Source organism: Dyella caseinilytica, from assembly GCF_016865235.1.
In the GTDB taxonomy this organism is placed as follows: Bacteria; Pseudomonadota; Gammaproteobacteria; order Xanthomonadales; family Rhodanobacteraceae; genus Dyella_B; species Dyella_B caseinilytica.
Genome location: NZ_CP064030.1, coordinates 4,732,640 through 4,749,768, shown reverse-complemented (window position 1 = coordinate 4,749,768; position 17,129 = coordinate 4,732,640). Strand labels below are relative to the sequence as shown.

At 61.0% G+C, this 17,129-nt stretch carries 14 protein-coding genes; 11 read left to right on the top strand and 3 right to left on the bottom strand.

All coding sequences use genetic code 11. The features are described from left to right. Positions 1–43 precede the first annotated feature (43 nt). From ISN74_RS20780 to ISN74_RS20755, 6 genes are all read left to right on the top strand, one after another. On the top strand, positions 44–2,074 hold the full coding sequence (locus ISN74_RS20780) for a tetratricopeptide repeat-containing sulfotransferase family protein (protein ID WP_188796026.1): 2,031 nt from the start codon (positions 44–46) through the stop codon (positions 2,072–2,074). Between the two features lie 235 nt (positions 2,075–2,309). After that, positions 2,310–4,268, top strand: coding sequence for a M61 family metallopeptidase (locus tag ISN74_RS20775; RefSeq protein WP_188796024.1), 1,959 nt, complete (start codon positions 2,310–2,312; stop codon positions 4,266–4,268). An 81-nt stretch (positions 4,269–4,349) separates the two neighbouring features. Further along, a complete protein-coding gene (locus tag ISN74_RS20770) occupies positions 4,350–4,649 on the top strand; it encodes a hypothetical protein (protein ID WP_188796022.1) in 300 nt (99 codons plus the stop codon). A gap of 197 nt (positions 4,650–4,846) precedes the next feature. After that, on the top strand, positions 4,847–5,527 hold the full coding sequence (locus ISN74_RS20765) for a PadR family transcriptional regulator (protein ID WP_229678898.1): 681 nt from the start codon (positions 4,847–4,849) through the stop codon (positions 5,525–5,527). Then, on the top strand, positions 5,517–6,017 hold the full coding sequence (locus tag ISN74_RS20760) for a transcriptional repressor (RefSeq protein ID WP_188796020.1): 501 nt from the start codon (positions 5,517–5,519) through the stop codon (positions 6,015–6,017). Before ISN74_RS20765 ends, ISN74_RS20760 begins: the two co-directional genes overlap by 11 nt. Positions 6,018–6,043: 26 nt before the next feature. Further along, positions 6,044–6,841: a siderophore-interacting protein gene (locus ISN74_RS20755; RefSeq protein WP_188796018.1), complete on the top strand. Its 798-nt coding sequence runs from the start codon at positions 6,044–6,046 to the stop codon at positions 6,839–6,841. Between the two features lie 51 nt (positions 6,842–6,892). On the opposite strand, the gene ISN74_RS20750 is transcribed toward ISN74_RS20755, so the two are convergent. Then, positions 6,893–9,325 (bottom strand): S9 family peptidase, encoded by a 2,433-nt coding sequence (locus tag ISN74_RS20750; RefSeq protein ID WP_188796016.1) that lies wholly within the window; start codon positions 9,323–9,325, stop codon positions 6,893–6,895. Between the two features lie 149 nt (positions 9,326–9,474). Here ISN74_RS20750 and ISN74_RS20745 point away from each other — a divergent pair, with 149 nt between their 5' ends. The 5 genes from ISN74_RS20745 (at position 9,475) to hemC (ending at position 15,175) form a co-directional block, all read left to right on the top strand. Beyond that, positions 9,475–11,577: a prolyl oligopeptidase family serine peptidase gene (locus tag ISN74_RS20745; protein ID WP_188796015.1), complete on the top strand. Its 2,103-nt coding sequence runs from the start codon at positions 9,475–9,477 to the stop codon at positions 11,575–11,577. 150 nt (positions 11,578–11,727) lie between these two features. Beyond that, a complete protein-coding gene (locus tag ISN74_RS20740) occupies positions 11,728–12,393 on the top strand; it encodes an alpha/beta hydrolase (RefSeq protein WP_188796013.1) in 666 nt (221 codons plus the stop codon). 32 nt (positions 12,394–12,425) lie between these two features. Beyond that, positions 12,426–13,490, top strand: coding sequence for a sensor histidine kinase (locus ISN74_RS20735; protein ID WP_188796012.1), 1,065 nt, complete (start codon positions 12,426–12,428; stop codon positions 13,488–13,490). Continuing rightward, the gene (locus ISN74_RS20730) at positions 13,468–14,172 is read left to right on the top strand and encodes a LytR/AlgR family response regulator transcription factor (protein WP_188796010.1); all 705 of its coding nucleotides are present in this window, start codon (positions 13,468–13,470) and stop codon (positions 14,170–14,172) included. The genes ISN74_RS20735 and ISN74_RS20730 overlap by 23 nt, the downstream gene beginning before the upstream one ends. A 91-nt stretch (positions 14,173–14,263) precedes the next feature. After that, positions 14,264–15,175, top strand: coding sequence for a hydroxymethylbilane synthase (gene hemC / locus ISN74_RS20725; RefSeq protein ID WP_229679177.1), 912 nt, complete (start codon positions 14,264–14,266; stop codon positions 15,173–15,175). A 146-nt stretch (positions 15,176–15,321) separates the two neighbouring features. Here hemC and ISN74_RS20720 read toward each other — a convergent pair whose 3' ends face one another. After that, entirely contained in the window at positions 15,322–16,134 is an 813-nt protein-coding gene (locus tag ISN74_RS20720) for a DUF481 domain-containing protein (protein ID WP_188796006.1), read from the bottom strand. 86 nt (positions 16,135–16,220) lie between these two features. After that, the gene (locus ISN74_RS20715; protein ID WP_188796004.1) at positions 16,221–17,081 is read right to left on the bottom strand and encodes a hypothetical protein; all 861 of its coding nucleotides are present in this window, start codon (positions 17,079–17,081) and stop codon (positions 16,221–16,223) included. Between the last annotated feature and the right edge of the window lie 48 nt (positions 17,082–17,129).

The following is a 17,129-nucleotide window of genomic DNA, read 5'->3' as shown; positions in this document are numbered from 1 at the left end:
GCGCAAGCCCACCCTCTTTTTTATTCAAGGTTGTTGATCATCCATGAACACCGCGGCAACCGATCCCGTTTCCGATTCCGTGGCGAGGGACATCGAACGCATACGCCAGTGGCAGAGTGACGGCCAGCACGCGCAAGCCCTGCAAGCGGCTCAGGCGTTGTTGACGGAGGCGAAGGGCCATTACGAGGTGCTCTATCTGGTTGCCCGCAGCCAGCGCTACCTGGGACAGATCGACGCCGCGTTGCAGACGCTCGCGCGCATGGAGCAGGAACATCCGCGTTACAGCCGTCTGCACGAGGAACGCGGCCACTGTTACGTGGTGTTGCGCGATGCACCGAATGCCATCGACGCGTTACTTCATGCCGTCAACATCAACCCGGCATTGCCCTCGAGCTGGAACCTGCTCGAAGGCCTGTATCGCATGACCGGCGATGCGGCCAACGCGGCGACAGCCGCTTCGCATGTCGCCACGCTTAAGCGTCTTGCGCCGGATGTCGTGCGCGCCACCAGTCATTTCTCGGATGGCGAATTCGATCCCGCCGAACAGATCATTCGCGCCTATCTGCTCAAAGTCGGCAACGATGTCGAAGCGATGCGCCTGCTTGCCCGCATCGGGCTAGCGCGTGGCGTGCTTGACGATGCCGATGTACTGCTCGAAGCCGTGTTGAAGATCGCCCCGGATTATCGTGCGGCGCGCTACGACTATGCCTGTGTACTGTTCGAGCGGCACTTGTATCAACGTGCCAGCGAAGAGATCGAAAAGCTGCTTGCGTTCGATCCCAATCATCTCGATTACCGCACGCTCTACGCCAGCGCGAGCGTTGGCCTTGGCGAGCACGATCGCGCCGTCGCGTTGTATCGACAGCTTTTGCAAGATGCACCTGGTGCGGCGGATGTGCATCTATCGTTGGCCCATTCGCTGAAGACGCAAGGTCGGCAAGCCGAAGCTATCGATGCTTATCATGCGGCGACGGCAGCACGCCCCAACTTTGGCGACGCCTATTGGAGCCTTGCCAACCTCAAGACGTATCGCTTCCCGGACGAAGAGATCGCCCGCATGCGCGCCGAGGAAGCGTCACCCGCCACGCCGCTCGTCGATCGCCACCATCTGTGCTTCGCGTTAGGTAAAGCCTTCGAAGATCGTGGCGATTACGCCGAATCGTGGCGCTACTATGAGCAAGGCAACGCGCTAAAGCGTTCTGAGAGCCGCTACCGCGCGGAGATCATCGAAACCAATACGCACAGGCAGATCGACGTCTGCACGCGCGAATTCTTTGCGGAACGCTCAAACGTGGGCGATCCGCGCCCGGATCCGATTTTTATCGTGGGCCTGCCACGCGCCGGTTCCACACTGCTGGAGCAGATTCTCGCCTCCCACTCGTTGGTTGAAGGTACGCAGGAACTGGCCGACATTCCGCGCATCGTGCTTGATCTGCAAGGGCGTGATCCAAATCTGGATGATCCTCGCTATCCGGGCGTACTGGCCGAGATGCAGGCTGAGGATTTTCGCAAACTCGGCGAAAAGTTCCTGCATGACACGCGTGTCTATCGCAGCGGCAAGCCTTTCTTTATCGACAAGATGCCGAACAATTTCCGGCACCTTGGCCTGATCCGCCTGATGCTGCCGAACGCGAAGATCATCGACGCACGACGCGAACCGATGGCCTGCTGCTTCAGCAATCTCAAGCAGCTCTTCGCCACCGGTCAGGAATTCACTTACAGCATCGAAGATATCGCGCGCTACTACCGCACTTATCTCGACCTGATGGCGCACTGGGATGAAGTGCTTCCCGGCCGCGTGCTGCGCGTCTATCACGAAGACGTCGTCGATGACCTGGAAGGCAACGTGCGGCGCATGCTCGACTTCTGCAGCCTGCCCTTTGAACCGGCTTGCCTGGAATTCCACAAGACCGAGCGCAGTGTCCGCACCGCCAGCTCAGAGCAGGTCCGGCGCCCCATCTTCCGCGATGGCATTGATCAATGGACCAAGTTTGCGCCCTATCTCGGCAAGCTCAAGGAGGAGCTTGGTGATGCGCTGGTGCGTTATCGAACGGATGGCATGCAGCCGAGCTAAAGGGGCATTTGATCGCGATCAATGCAAAACATCGGAGGCTGATTAACACCGTGCCGTCATCCCAGCGAAAGCTGGGATCCAGTGTCTTTGGCGATCTGTAAGTCGCTGGATCCCAGCTTTCGCTGGGATGACGGCGTGTTGGCCGAGGGGGCGCCATCAATGACGAACAGCCGATTCCATCAGGCTTTCGAGGTGCTAAGTTGTTCTATTGTTCCCACGCCTGCCGGAGTCCCTCATGTCCCGTGTCCCTACTTCCGTTTCTACGGCCAGCAACCATCGTAGGTTCTCGCGGCTTGCCCTGGCCGTAGCGATGGCGCTTGCGGGGGGCGCTGCCTTTGGACAGCAAACGCGTACCGATACCGTACCGCCGCCGCAGGACACACCTTATTCCGGCACGGTGACGCTCCATGTCGACGCCAGTGACACCGCGCAGGGCATCTTCCGCGTCCATGAAACGATCCCGGTAAAGGCTGGTGCATTGACGCTGCTGTATCCGCAGTGGATTCCCGGTGACCACTCGCCGACCGGTCCGATCAATATGCTTGCTGGTCTCAAGCTCAGCGCCAATGGCAAGCCGCTGATGTGGAAGCGCGACGAGTACAACGTGTACGCGTTCCATGTCGACATACCGGACGGCGTTTCTGCCCTCGACGTCTCATTCCAGTACATGTCAGGTCGCACCGACAGCGAAGGCTTCGAGATCACCGACCTCATGATGGATATGGAGTGGAGCAAGGTGTCGCTGTATCCGGCCGGATATTTCTCGCGCGATATCACGTTCGCTCCCAGCGTGACGTTGGCGCGTGGTTGGCAACTCGGTACCGCGTTGGAGACGGCCTCGCAGTCGGGCGACACCGTCACCTTCAAACCGGTGACGTACAACAACCTGGTCGATTCACCGATCTACGCCGGTCAGTATTTCAAGCGCGTCGATCTCAATCCCGGCGGTGATACACCGGTGCATCTGGATATCGTCGCTGACGCGCCGAAGTATCTGGAGATCACACCTGAGCAGCTGAAAGTGCATCGTGCACTCGTCACGCAAGCCGTGAAGCTGTTCGGCTCGCATCACTACGATCATTACGACTTCCTGTTCTCGCTCTCCGATCAACTGGGTGGCAACGGCACCGAGCATCATCAGTCCAGCGAAAATGGGCTTGGCGCTGACTATTTCACCGCCTGGAGCGATTCCGCGCCGGGCCGCGATCTGCTGCCTCATGAATACACCCATTCGTGGAACGGCAAGTTCCGCCGTCCCGCTGATTTGTGGACACCCAACTTCAACGTCCCCATGGGCGATTCGCTGTTGTGGGTGTACGAAGGGCAGACTCAGTACTGGGGTTACGTGTTGACCGCGCGCTCCGGCATGTGGACGCCAGAGCAGTTCCGCGACGCCCTGGCGATGGAGACGGCCAACTACCAGATCAATCGCGCCGGCTTCCAGTGGCGCACGCTCGAAGACACCACCAATGACCCCACTGCAGCTCGCCGCTCAAGCCTGCCGTACCGTAGCTGGCAGATGAGTGAGGATTACTACAGCGGCGGTCAGATGATGTGGCTGGAGGTCGATGCCAAGCTGCGCGCGCTCACCCGTGATCAAAAGTCGCTGGATGATTTCGCACGCACCTTCTTTGGCGTCGACAACGGCAGCTATGTCACCAAGACCTATACGTTCGATGATGTCGTCGCAGCATTGAACAGCGTAGCGCCCTATGACTGGGCCGGCTTTCTGCATGCGCACGTCGACGCGCTCAACCCGCCGCTCGTTGATGGTGTCGAGGCAACAGGCTGGAAGCTGGTCTATACCGATCAGGAAAGCGAGTACGAGAAGCAATACAACAGCCGCCCGCAATCGTCCCGCCATCTGTATAACTTCGCCTGGTCGATCGGCCTGACGATGACCGACAAGGGCGAGGTCAACGATGTGCGCTGGGATGGTCCGGCATTCAAGGCTGGCGTCAGCACGGGTGCCACGCTGGTCGCGGTCAACGGCCATGATTATTCGAGCGATGTGCTGAAAAACGCCATTGCAGCCGCCAAGAACAGCTCGGCGCCAATCCAGTTGCTGTTCAAGTACCAGGGCGGTTACCGCACGGTGCCGGTCGACTACCACGGCGGCTTGAAATATCCCCATCTGGTGCGCGTCGAAGGCACGCCTGATTATCTGGATGAGATTGCTGCACCACGGAAGTAAGCGCCCAGCAAAGGACGGTCCATCATGATGCGCCGGAGAATTCTCGCCGCCTTGGTTTTCTTACTCCTGTCGTGCCCCGCTATGGCAATGGATTGCACGGCGCTCGACAACCAGGCCAACGAGAAGGGCATCCGCATTCCCGAAAGCAATGCGGTCATGGTGACCATCGGTACCGGTCGCGTGCAGTTCTATAGCGGTCCCAGCGAGAACTGCACGATGAAGGGTGTTTTTATTCTTCCTCGCGAACAACTCACAGCGTATGAAACCTACGGTGATTTCACTGCCGTGATGTACATGAATCCGAAAACCGGCGAAGACACGGAAGGCTGGGTAAAGAGTTCGCGCGTGACGTTCACCGGATATGGCATAGGGCCGAACTGACAACAGCGCCCGGCCCCGGCCAAATCAGTTAGTGGCGCCCCCAAGGGGGCGCCAGCCCCTTGGATACGCTCCCAGCGCTGCCAGATTGCCGGCGGGGAAGGGCCTTTGTGCCCGGCGCCCGGGCGTCACTTGCAACCCGATATAGTTTCGATATATCGTTTTTTGGACACAATTCGATATATCGGAGTTATATCACCATGCACAGGCACCCCCTGTTTCACCGGTTCATGCACCGCCACCATCGCTGGCACGGCATGGGCTGGGACGAGGCCGATCGTTGCAACGATGAGGCCTACGATTACGAACTCCATGGCCGGCGCGGCCGCCATGGGCATTTCGGCCATCACCACGATGGCGACGTTTTTAGCGAATGGAACGGCCTGCAAGGCGGCGGACGCCGCGGCGGCGGGCGGTTGCTGGGTCATGGCGACCTGAAGCTGCTCTTACTGGCGCTGATCGAACAGCAACCACGGCACGGCTACGAGCTGATCCGCATCATCGAGGAAATGTTCCATGGGCAGTATTCACCCAGCCCGGGAGCGGTCTATCCGACCCTGACCATGCTTGAAGAACTGGGACATGCCTCGGTGGAAACGGAGCAAGGCGGCCGCAAGCTGTATGCCATCACGGACGAGGGCCGCGCCTTTCTCGATGAGAACCGTGCCGCGGTGGATGCGATGACCGAGCGCACGAAGCACAGCGCTCGCTTGATTGCCAAGCTGACATTGCCGCTGGCGGTGCGCAAGGCCATGCACGTGCTCAAGCATGCGGTACTGATGCGTGCAGGCAACTGGAACAAAACGGAAGCGCAGCGCGTCGCAGCGATTCTTGAGCGCGCCGCCGCCGAGATCGTGACGGGCCCTGCGGATGAACCCTGATACAAGTGATGCATTAACTCGCTGGCAGCAGCGCTGCAAGGCTTATGGCCTGGCGCTGACTGCCTCGCGCAACGCCATTCTGCACGCATTGCTGGATCAGGCCAGCGCGCAGGATGCGGTACCGTTGCTGCAGGCTGCACAAGCGCATCATGCGCCCACCAGCATCGGCACCGTCTACCGTTTTTTGCGCGAGATGGAACAGCGCGGTCTGGTCGATGCCTACGCGCAGACGCATGGACACACGCGCTGGCAATTACGCGATGAAACGTTGTCCGCGGCGGCGCAAACAGCAGGCGAAATTCGCCAAATGGTGGCTCAGGTGCAGCATTTCCTGCATACGCTGGAGCAGATGGGCCTGGCCGAAGCGACGGCTGCGCGTGCATCGTCGGGAACGCTCCCGCCCAGCAGCGACCGTACCTTGGCCGTGCTGCATGAGATCGCCGGACATCTCGGCTACCGCTTGCTTCCCCAGCGCGGCACGACCGCGTAAATCCCACGCTTTGATCTGGAGTCCCCATGACCCGGCACGAACATCAAATGGTTCGACACACGCTGGTGCGCAGAACCGTTGAAGTCCTCAGCGCCAAACGCATTACTCCGCATATGCAGCGCATTGTTTTCGGTGGCGAGGAGCTGCGCGGTTTTCTCAGCGCTTCGCCTGATGACCATGTGAAACTGGTTTTTCCGAACCCGAGCGGCGATCTGGTATTTCCAACGCTTGGACCGAACGGACCTGAATGTCCGCCCGGCGTCATCCCCTCGCCGATGCGCGATTACACGCCGCGCGAATTTGATCCCGTTCGCCACGAGCTGATTGTGGATTTTGTGATTCACGGCGATGGTCCAGCATCGACTTGGGCCGAGCGAGCCAAACCCGGGCAGCGCATTGGCATTGGCGGCCCTCGCGGTTCATTCATGATCGCCAACGATTTCGATCGTTATGTACTCGTCGGCGATGAAACCGCCCTGCCCGCCATCGGTCGCCGGCTCGATGAAATGCATGCCGGTGCACGAGTGCATGTGCTGGCAGAGATTCCGGAAGTGACGGATCGCCAGCCGCTGGGTTCGCAGGCGCAGTTCCATGTGACTTGGCTGGAACGCGATGGCGTCGATGGCGCCAGCAGCGATTTGCTGGAACGAGCCTTGCGCGAGTTGCCGGAATGGCCAGGCGATACGTTCTACTGGATTGCTGCCGAATCGCGGCGCGTACGCACGATGCGCAAGTACCTGGCAGAAGAACGTGGTGTACCGAAGGAGTGGGTGCGTGCCTCGGGTTATTGGCAAGCCGACGGTTCGGAGGATGGGGAGGATTGAGTTCCACCTGACCCCAGCCCTCTCCCCGCAAGGGAGAGGGCGTCACGCGTGTTAGTGGGTCGTTCCAGGCTTTACCCAGGTTTCGAACAGTTCGTCGATGCGGCGGTACTCGTCGTACCAGGAATCGGCGTGTTCGAACTCATGGCGCTCCAGCGGGTAGAGCGAGATCCAGAAGTTCTTCTTGTGCAGTTCCACGAAGCGTTCGTACAGGCGCAGTGAATCGCTGGCCATGACGTTGTCATCGATCAGGCCGTGATTGATCAGCAGCGGATCGCGCAGGTTTTCCGCATAGGTGATCGGCGAGCTGATCTTGTACGCCTCCGGATCGATCTGTGGATCGTTGAGAATGTTGGAGGTGTACTGGTCGTTGTAGGTGATCCAGTCGGCCGGTGGGCGCTGTGCTGCGCCAGCGGCGAATTCGCCGGGTGCGCGCAGCAGTGCGATTTCCGTCATGAAGCCGCCGTAGCTGCCACCGTAGATGCCTACACGCTTCGGATCCACGCCGTGGTTCTTCACCAGCCAGGCCTTGCCGTCGAGCAGGTCTTCCAGCTCCGGATGACCCATCTGGCGATAGATGGCCGTACGCCATGCACTGCCATAGCCCTCGGATGCACGATAGTCCATATCGAGCACCACATAGCCTTGCTGCACCAGCAGGTTGTTGAACAATTGTTCGTGCTGGTAGTAGGTGGCCGATTCGCTCACATCCTGCAGATAGCCGGCGCCGTGCACGAAGATCACGGCAGGGCGCGAGGAAAGCGCATCGGTTTCATCGGCCGGACCGTAATACTTAGCATAGATCACGCCTGCGCCATGCGAGGACGGCACTTCGATGATCTTGGGCTGGATCCACGCATGCGCGGTGAAGCCCGGCTTCATGGTGTTGGTCAGTTCACGCGGCGTGCCACCTTGCGCGCCTTGCACCGCCAGCTGCGGCAACACGTAGGCCGACGAATGCAACACGGCAAGCTGGTTGTCATCCGGCGACAGCGCGAACTGATCCATGCCACCGTACTGCGTGACGCGGCTCAACGCACCACCGCTCGATGGCACGCGGTACACGTCATAGCTGTACGGCGCGACCTGATTGGTGCGCAGGTAGAACCACTTGCCGTCATTGGAAAGCTGCGGCTCACTGACTTCAAACTTGCCGCTGGTCAGCGCCTTGGCCGAGCCGTCGACGGATTTGGTATAGAGCTGCGAATAGCCGGTTTCCTCGCTGAGATACCACAGCGTGCGGCCATCCTTGAGCCAACCGAAATCGTTGAAGATCCAGTTGATCCACGCATCGTTGTGCAAGCGATGCTGCGGTACCAACGCGTGCTTGTTGAAATCGACGGTAGCGATCCAGCGGTCCTTGCTGTCGATGGAGAGGAATTCCAGCGCGGCGTTGCGACCGTCTTCGCTCCACGTGATGCCGGCGGTGCCGCTATCCATGCTGTACATGGTGATGGGGCGCACATCCGGTGCTTTGAGCGCTTTGGCTTCATCGTCCTTGCCGGCTTTTTCCAGCGCAGCGACGGTCTTGTCACGAATGGCCTTGAGCGGATCGTCCTTGATGCCAGGCAGGTTGTCGGTGGACAGCGGGTATTGCTTGTGCGCGGACAAGTCGAGCAGCAGCACCGATTGCGGCGCAGGATCATTGCGGCCGACGTAGGTACGTGCATCTTCGGTTTCGGTATAGCCTGATTCGGCAACGTAGTGAATCACGTACGGCGCCTTGCCATCGTCATGATGCGCAGGCTGGGTGACTACCAGCATCCAGCGGCCATCTGGCGACAACTCGGTGTCCAGCAACTGCGCCTTGTCGCCGAGGTAGAACGGCAACGGCGCGCGCGTGGGATCGGCGGCAGCCAATGCTTGCTGCTCGGCGTGCTCGGCGTCCTTGTCATCCTTGTTCTGGCGCAGTTCCTTGAACAGATCCAGTTGCTGCTGTTGCAGCGCATCGGGCGTTTTTGCCTGCGGATCATCGGTGAATTTCAGCACCGCCGCTGGCGACGTCACACCACTGGCGATGTCATAGACATACCAGTTGTTGCTCTCGCGAAACTGCAGCGAACGTCCGTCTGCAGAAAACTGCGGCGAGGATTCCGGCTGCGAACTACGCGTCACCTGCACGCGGCGGCCGCTGCCCAGATCCACCAGGAAAACATCGCCATGCAGGATGAAGGCGGCGTGCTGATGCGCGCGGTCGTACACCGCCGGGCCTTCTGCGTTGGCCATCGCAGCGGGATCGAGCTTGGTACTTTGACCGGTCGCAGGATCGACTCGGTACAGATCATGCACCGGGCTGCCGTCACGCTTGAGGCTGTAGTACAGACTGCGCCCGTCGATGCTCCAGTACGGGTTCTCCACCGCATGACCCATCCAATCCGGATTGGCCATGATGGTTTCCAGATCAAGCGGTTGCGCGCTCGTCGCAGGTTCGGCCGCCACAGGCAGGACGGTAAGGGCTATGAGGCCGGCAAGCAGCAGTCGGCGCATGGGTCGCTCCCCTGGGTGAAAACTACTCAGCATAGCCAAGCAGGCGTGTCTGGCAAGCGCCAAGGGTCCCGTACCGCCGATACGCTTCACCGGATAGGCTGGCGAATCGGCCGCCGGATCGGTGGCACTCAACCGTGGAACCCAAGCACATGCGTCCTGTATTGCGTCGTCTGCCTGTACTTGCCCTTGCCGCCGCGATTGCCGCGCACGCCGGCACGGTGCCGCCACCCGCTTCGCCTACACAAGCGGCTTCCAGCACCTTACACGGCGTCACGGTAAACGATCCGTATCGCTGGCTGGAGAATCCGCAAGATCCCGCTGTGCAGGCTTGGATCAAGGCGCAAAACGATCATACCGAAGCGGTGCTCGCCGCCATGCCCTACGGCAAGGCGATGACCGAACGCGTGCAACAGCTGGCGATTACGTCGACCACGCGCTCTTCGCCACTGCTTGCGGGTGGAACGCTGTTTTACATGCAGGAAACGCCCCCGCAACCGCAGCCGCAACTGATGGCGCAAGCATGGCCCGACGGCAAGGCGCGCGTGCTGGTGGATCTGAATGCTGGCGACGGCAATATCGCCATCACCGGCTACTGGCCGTCGCCGAGCGGACGCTATCTGGCTTACGGCACCGCGGAAGGCGGCAGCGAGCTGACCACGCTGCATGTGCTTGATGTCACCACCGGCAAGGTGCTGAGTGATGCCCTGCCCTATGCCGGCGGTGGCACGACACCGCAAGGCGTCGCCTGGGATGCGGACGAACATGGCTTTACCTATGTGCGTTTCCCGCTGCCGCCCGCCGGCACCGAGGTGCAGCAGTTCGATGCAACGCTGGTCCATCACGTCATCGGCCAGGCATCCACGGCGGATGACGTGGTGTTCGGCAAGGATTATTCGAAGGTTGCCGAGTACCGCTTACTCACCTCGCCCGGAGCCAAACAACTGGCCGTGCTGGCCAACGTAGGTGATGGTGGTCCGGCCGAGGTTTATCTGCGCGAAGGCACGCACTGGAACAAAGTGCTGGGCGACGATGCGAACGTCCGCGTCGCAAACTGGGTGGGTCAACGCCTGTTGGTCACCAGCTTCGCCGACGCACCACGCGGCAAGGTGCTGGCGATCGATGCGCAAGGCAAAGTCAGCACGGTGGTGCCTCAACGCGACGGCGCGCTGCAAGACGTCGAACCGATCGCCAACGGCTTTCTGGTCACACGCAGCTGGGGGCCGGATTGGTGGGTGGAACAGTACGACTCACAAGGCCAGTTCGTGCGCCGCGTACCGTTGCCGTCGCACGGCATCGGTGTTGAGGGTATCGCCGCCGAGCAAGGCCAGGATCGCGCACTGATCACTTACGGTGGTTGGACCTTGCCCTCGCGCTGGGCCGATTACGACGCCAAGACCGGCAACCTGCGCACCGTGTTTGAAGTGAAACCTGCCGCGGATTACAGCAAGGTCGCCGTGCAACGCATCGATGGTGTCTCCAAAGATGGCACCAAGATCCCGGTCACCGTACTTTCGATGCCCGGCGTAACGCCCAACGGCCAGCGCCCGACCATTCTGTACAGCTACGGCGGCTACGACATTCCGATCACACCGCACTTTATCGGCCCTGAGCTTGTCTGGCTGGAGCGTGGCGGTGTGCTGGCTTTCGCCAACATCCGTGGCGGCAATGACTATGGCCAGGATTGGCATGCGCAAGGGCAGAAGCTGCACAAGCAGAACGTATTCGACGATTTCCACGCCGCGGCGCTGGCGTTGTTCGACACGCATTGGACCGACCGCCAACACCTCGGGATTCTTGGTGGCAGCAACGGTGGCCTGTTGATGGGCGCATCGCTGGTGCAGCATCCGGGCGATTATCGCGCGGTGGTGTCGATGGTCGGCATTTACGACGTGATTCGCCATGAAACCGATTTCGCCAACGGTGCCTACAACGTCAGCGAATTCGGCACGGTGAGTGATCCGGCGCAGTTCAAGGCCACGCTCGCCTATTCGCCGCTGCAGAACGTGCAGCCGCATACGGCATATCCGGCCGTGTTGATGACCACCGGCGCAAACGATCCACGCGTCGCACCCTGGCAATCACGCAAGTTCACCGCGTCACTGCAAACTGCAACGACGTCGGATCAGCCGATTTTGTTGCTGACACGCATGAATGCGGGCCACGGCATTGGCGCACCGTTTAGCCAGCGGGTGGGAAACACGGCGATCATGCTGACGTTCTTTGCGCAGGAATTGGGATTGAACGCGAAATAACGCTCCTTTCTATGGCTACATGGCCGTCGTTCCAGCGAGGTGTTTTACGACAGCGAAGCTGGTTACGCGGGAATGACGGCGAGGCGTAAACAGCCATCCGGAGCGGCTGCTACCATGCGTGCTGCTCTGGTTTTTTGCTGCTGAGTTCCCATGACCCTGCTTCCGACCGTCGAAAACGAAACCGCCGCCAGCCCCATCTATAGCGTTATCTGGTTGCACGGCCTGGGTGCCGATGGCCATGACTTCGCACCGATCGTGCCGGAGTTGGTCTCGCCCCAATGGCCGGCGCTGCGCTTCGTGTTTCCGCATGCGCCGGTACGGCCGGTGACGATAAACGGTGGCATGCCGATGCGCGCCTGGTATGACATCTACGGTTTCGACCTGCTGTCACGTCAGGACGAGGCCGGTGTACGCCAGTCGATCGCCGAGGTGGAAGCCTTGATCGCACGCGAGCAGGAACGCGGCGTGCCCAGCGAGCGCATCGTGCTCGCCGGCTTTTCGCAGGGCGGGGCGATTGCTCTGGCCGCTGGCCTGCGTCACCTGCAGAAGCTGGCCGGCATCATGGCGTTGTCCACCTACCTGCCGATTGCTGATTCGCTCGCCGCCGAGCGCAGTCCGGCCAACGCCTCGGTGCCGATCTTCTGGGGTCATGGCAGCTTCGACCCGGTGGTGGTGCTGCAGCGTGGCGTCGACTCCCGCCTTGCGCTGGAGGCATTGGGCTACAAGGTGGATTGGCATACCTATCCGATGCCGCACGCCGTATGCCCGGAGGAAATCGCGGACCTCCGCCACTGGATGGGCGAACGGTTGCGCTGAAAGCGGCCACCGCAGCGGGCATACTTGTCCGCATGCCAGTATCGACTGACAAAACACCCTCCGAATCGCACAGTCCGTTACCGGATTTCTGCAGCCTGCCGGTGATCTCCGCCTTGCTGGTCGTCGGCGCACTGTGCGTGACGTTGGCGTGGCTGGCGCCGCAAAGCACGCGCGGTTGGCGTGGCTACAGCGTCGGCATGCTGTTCGTCGAATGGCTGGCGATGGTGATTGGCGTGGCTTTGTGCAAGTTGCGGCCGTGGTTGCTGCGGTTACCGGGCCTGCTGCCCTATGCCGGCGTGTGGCTGGTGATGGTAACGATCGTGACGTTGGGTAGCTGGTTGGCACAGTGGATGGATCAGGTGCTGGAGATGCAGCTGATCTTTTCCGGTCCCAACGTTTTCGTGCGCGACAACGCCCTGATTGCCGCGCTTCTCGGCACCGCCATGCTGCGTTACTTCTACGTGCTGGCGGAGTGGCAGGCACGGCTGGCCGCTGTGTCGCATGCCAAGGTGGAAGCCCTGCAAGCGCGTATTCGCCCGCATTTCCTGTTCAACAGCATGAATACGGTGGCCGCGCTGGTGCGGGTCGACCCGGTAGCCGCCGAACGTACGGTGGAAAATCTCTCGGAGCTGTTTCGCGCGGCACTCGGGCATGACGACACGCATACCCGGACCTTGGGTGACGAGCTGCAATTGGTCGAGCGCTACCTAGCCATTGAGGAATTGCGCCTGGGAGATCGCCTGCACGTGCGCCGCGAGCTTGACGATCTGCCGTTGGATGCCGCACTGCCCCTGCTGCTGTTGCAGCCGCTGGTGGAAAACGCGGTGCGCCACGGCATCCAGCCCTTGCGAGAAGGCGGAGAGATTATCCTTCGCGGCAAGCGCGAGGGACCCATGATGTTGATCGAGATCGACAACCCGCTTACCGACACCTCTGGCACCGGCGGCAGCGGGCATGGCTTGAACAATGTCCGCCAGCGTGTCGCCTATCACTTTGGACCGCGCGCCAGCGTGGAGGCGGGACCGAAGAACGGCCGTTTCGTGGTGACGCTGCAGTTGCCGGTGGAGGTGCGCCATGCGCGTGCTGATCGTCGATGACGAACCACTGGCGCGTGCGCGCCTGGCGACCTTGCTGAAAGAATGCGATGACGTGGACATCGTCGGCAGCGTGGGCGATGGCGAAACCGCGCTTAGCGTGCTGTCCGAAACGCAACCGGATGTGTTGCTGCTCGACATCAATATGCCCGGACTGGATGGCAAAGCGCTGGCAGCACGGCTGGCCAATCGGACACGTCCACAAATCGTGTTCTGTACGGCATACGAAGCCCATGCTGTGCATGCCTTTGATCTCGGTGCGACCGACTATCTGTTGAAACCAGTAGGGGTGGAGCGCCTGCGCGACGCGCTCAAGCGTGTGCGGCAGCGGCTGGATGCCCAACCGCGAGAGCATGTCGCCTGGTTGCATGCGCGGGTCCGCGGCGAGCCGGTACGCATGGCGCTGGATGAAGTGATCTGCCTGCTGGCCGAGGAAAAGTACGTCATCGCCCGTCGTAGCGGCGACCAGCTGCTCCTGGACGAATCGCTGCGCCAGCTCGAAGAAACCTATCCGGACCAGCTGATTCGCCTGCATCGCAACTGCCTGGTGCCTGCGCATCGCCTGATTGGCCTGAAAACCCTGACTGACGGCCGCGTGCTGGCACGCCTGGCCGGCACCGATTTCAGTCCGGAAGTGAGCCGCCGCAATCTGCCTGCGCTGCGCAAGCTGCTGCGCCTGGGCTAAGGATGCTCTGATCCATTCTGCGCAGAACGAATCAGAGCATCCTTAAGTGCGCGACAATGGCGGCAACCGTTCCCCTGGAGTTGTCATGACGATTTCCACCCTGCGCATTGCTACACGCAAAAGTGCGCTTGCCCTTTGGCAGGCTGAGCACGTCGCGGATCTGCTGTGCAAGGCGCACCCGGGGCTGAGAGTGGAGCTCGTCCCGCTATCGACGCGTGGCGACGAAATCCTCGATAAATCCCTCGCGACCATCGGTGGCAAGGGCCTGTTCCTTAAAGAACTGGAAGTGGCGATGCTGGAAGGTCACGCCGATCTTGCCGTGCATTCGCTGAAGGATGTTCCTTCGGAACTGGAACCGGGTTTCACACTGCCGGCAATCCTGCCGCGTGCGGACGCCGCCGATGCCTTTGTCAGCAACGACTACTCCGACCTTACCGCGTTGCCGCTCGGCGCACGTGTCGGCACCTCGTCGCTTCGGCGGCAAGCACAACTGCGCGCTGTGCGGCCCGATCTGGAATTGCTCGATCTGCGCGGCAATGTCGGCACTCGTTTGCAAAAGCTCGATGCCGGCCATTACGAAGCCATCGTGCTAGCTTGTGCAGGACTCGAACGGCTGGGTTTGCACAGTCGCATTCGCAGTCGTCTAAGCGCACCCACCTGGCTGCCAGCACCAGGTCAGGCTGCCATTGCCATCGAAGCTCGCACTGATCAACCCTTCGTACTCGAAGCTCTCGCCGTGCTGGACGATGCCGAAACGCGACTGGCGATCACCGCCGAGCGAGTGATGAATCAGGCACTCGGCGGAAGTTGCACGGTGCCCGTGGGTGCATGGTGTACCGTCACCGAACACGGCTTGCACTTGCGCGGCATGGTGGGCGATGTATCCAGCGGACGTTTGCTGGTCACCGAAGCGGCGGCCAGCAGCAACGATGCTGTCGCACTGGGTAACGCCGTAGCGCAGGCGTTGTTGGCGCAGGGCGCAGCGGCGCTACTTCATTCTTAGTGTGGTGTATCGCAAGCGCGTTGAACGCATTCAATCATCGCTTGCCGTGCTACTCATGATCATCATATTCGCGAAGAACTAAAAAACCTCCCCGTGTTTGCACACGGGGAGGTTTGCGATGACAGAGCCGCGCGAGGCGCGTTTTGTCAGAGGTTGTAGACCAGATTGGTGGTGGCGAGCGTATCGGTGCGGCGGATACCCGGCAGCACTTCGCTGTTGTGACGCACCTGGAAACCGACCTTGATGGCAAGTTTCTTGGTCATGCTGACGGCAACGCCGGCATCATTTTGCAGGTAGGTATTCTTGCTACCCGCTTCGGTCAGGAACGTATCTTCAAAAGACGTGTTGTCCGTGATGCGGTACTTGTAGTTGATCAGGCCACGCGCCACGGCTTGGCTCTGACGAGGCTCCTTGTACAACACCTCTTCGTTATTGATGGTCACGAAACCGGTGGCCGGCTGGTACTCGGTGTAACCCGGACCGATTTCGAAGGAAAGCTGGGTGCGATCCGTCTTCAAAGCCATGTATCCGTAACCGATCGAGACCGTGCCTTGCCAGCGGTTCGCTGCAAAGTCGTCGTGGTCATAGCGGCCGGCAGCCACGATGTAGCTGCGTGGATCGAGCTTGTAGCCGGCCGAAGCGCCAAAGTCGTAGCGGCTGGCCGTCGTGTCCAATTGCTTGTACGAGTTGCCCGCGGCATTGACTACCGTGACCTGGCCCTTGGTACGTAGCCAATCAGCGAAGAAGTCGTTCTTCCACTGATTGGTTTCCTGATGGAGTTTCAGTTTCGCGTTGATGTTCTGCGAGCGGGAATTGCCGGTCGTTGACGCAAAGCCCAATTCGCCCGAGCCAGTCCAGGTGCCCGAGGAGGTCTGTACGCCGGAGGAGGTGTCCTGTGCCTGGGCAGCGAACGTGGCCAGGGTGGCAAGCGCCAGACCGGTCATCAGGATGTTTTTCATCGCTGTGTCGTCCTAATGTTAAAAAGCTGTTGAACGGGCCACTTTAATGGCTCGGCTTGAATCTTTAGTGAATATTTGGATCGGTCTTATAGCCGATCACGCGGCCATAGCGGCACGGGCTCAGCCGCGCGGGCCACCGCCTGGCGGGTCAGGGCGAAGTCGTAGAGCCACAATTCCATGCTTTTGCCGACGACACAGGCGGTGGCCGCGCAAAGCGCCAGCCAGCGTCCACCCTGAAACTGGGGTACCAGCAACAGGCTGAGGCAGGGGATTACCCAGATGAACAGCGCGGCCAGAAAACGCCGCGATTGCAGTCCATGAACGCGCTGGCGCGGCCCGCCCAGTCCCGGCGCCCGTAGCGATTGCCAGCCCAGTCCGTCCACCAGGCCCAGCAGCATCGCCATCAGCAGCAGGCTGATCGTCCACGGCAGCGGTTCGACCGCGCCGCCACTGAGGTTGGCCTGGAAGATCACGCACACCCATAGCCACAGGCCGCCGCAGTACCACGCTGCCAGCAAGCGGCTGGCGGGTAACTGCATGGCAATCCCGGCCTGGCTGGCCAGTCGACGGGTGCGATAACCGTAGGCGCTGGTCACCAGGCAGGAGAAGCTGCACACCATCAGCGCCACGCTGATCAGACGCGTGGCCCAGAAGCCGTCATCGCCGCGGGCCAGGCCGGCCAGACCCAGCATGGGCAGGTAGGTCGCCAGGGCCAGCAGCGCCTCGCGGGTAGGGCGCTGCGTGGTGCCGATGCGCCAGCCATGCCATTCAGGCATGACGCGTAACCGCAGTACAGCCGCCAGCAGGCCCGTGCTGACAAAGGCGCAGCCCAGCGCCAGCGGTACCAGCGCGTCGCCACGGCCGGCACTGTAGATCCCCAGGGCCAGCGCCAGGCCAAGCAACATCCATAGCCCGTAGCCACACAGGGCCAGGGCCTCCAGAAGCATAGGCGCCAACCCCATTTGCGGGGTTTCCAGGGCGCCGTCGACCGACTG

Coding starts and splice junctions, on each gene's coding strand:
- ISN74_RS20730 (WP_188796010.1), top strand. CDS start 13,468: ATGCGCGTGCTGATCGTCGATGACGAACCACTGGCGCGTGCGCGCCTG.
- ISN74_RS20755 (WP_188796018.1), top strand. CDS start 6,044: ATGACCCGGCACGAACATCAAATGGTTCGACACACGCTGGTGCGCAGA.
- ISN74_RS20780 (WP_188796026.1), top strand. CDS start 44: ATGAACACCGCGGCAACCGATCCCGTTTCCGATTCCGTGGCGAGGGAC.
- ISN74_RS20770 (WP_188796022.1), top strand. CDS start 4,350: ATGGCAATGGATTGCACGGCGCTCGACAACCAGGCCAACGAGAAGGGC.
- ISN74_RS20735 (WP_188796012.1), top strand. CDS start 12,426: ATGCCAGTATCGACTGACAAAACACCCTCCGAATCGCACAGTCCGTTA.
- ISN74_RS20745 (WP_188796015.1), top strand. CDS start 9,475: ATGCGTCCTGTATTGCGTCGTCTGCCTGTACTTGCCCTTGCCGCCGCG.
- ISN74_RS20775 (WP_188796024.1), top strand. CDS start 2,310: ATGTCCCGTGTCCCTACTTCCGTTTCTACGGCCAGCAACCATCGTAGG.
- ISN74_RS20750 (WP_188796016.1), bottom strand. CDS start 9,325: ATGCGCCGACTGCTGCTTGCCGGCCTCATAGCCCTTACCGTCCTGCCT.
- ISN74_RS20720 (WP_188796006.1), bottom strand. CDS start 16,134: ATGAAAAACATCCTGATGACCGGTCTGGCGCTTGCCACCCTGGCCACG.
- ISN74_RS20765 (WP_229678898.1), top strand. CDS start 4,847: ATGCACAGGCACCCCCTGTTTCACCGGTTCATGCACCGCCACCATCGC.
- ISN74_RS20760 (WP_188796020.1), top strand. CDS start 5,517: ATGAACCCTGATACAAGTGATGCATTAACTCGCTGGCAGCAGCGCTGC.
- ISN74_RS20740 (WP_188796013.1), top strand. CDS start 11,728: ATGACCCTGCTTCCGACCGTCGAAAACGAAACCGCCGCCAGCCCCATC.
- ISN74_RS20715 (WP_188796004.1), bottom strand. CDS start 17,081: ATGCTTCTGGAGGCCCTGGCCCTGTGTGGCTACGGGCTATGGATGTTG.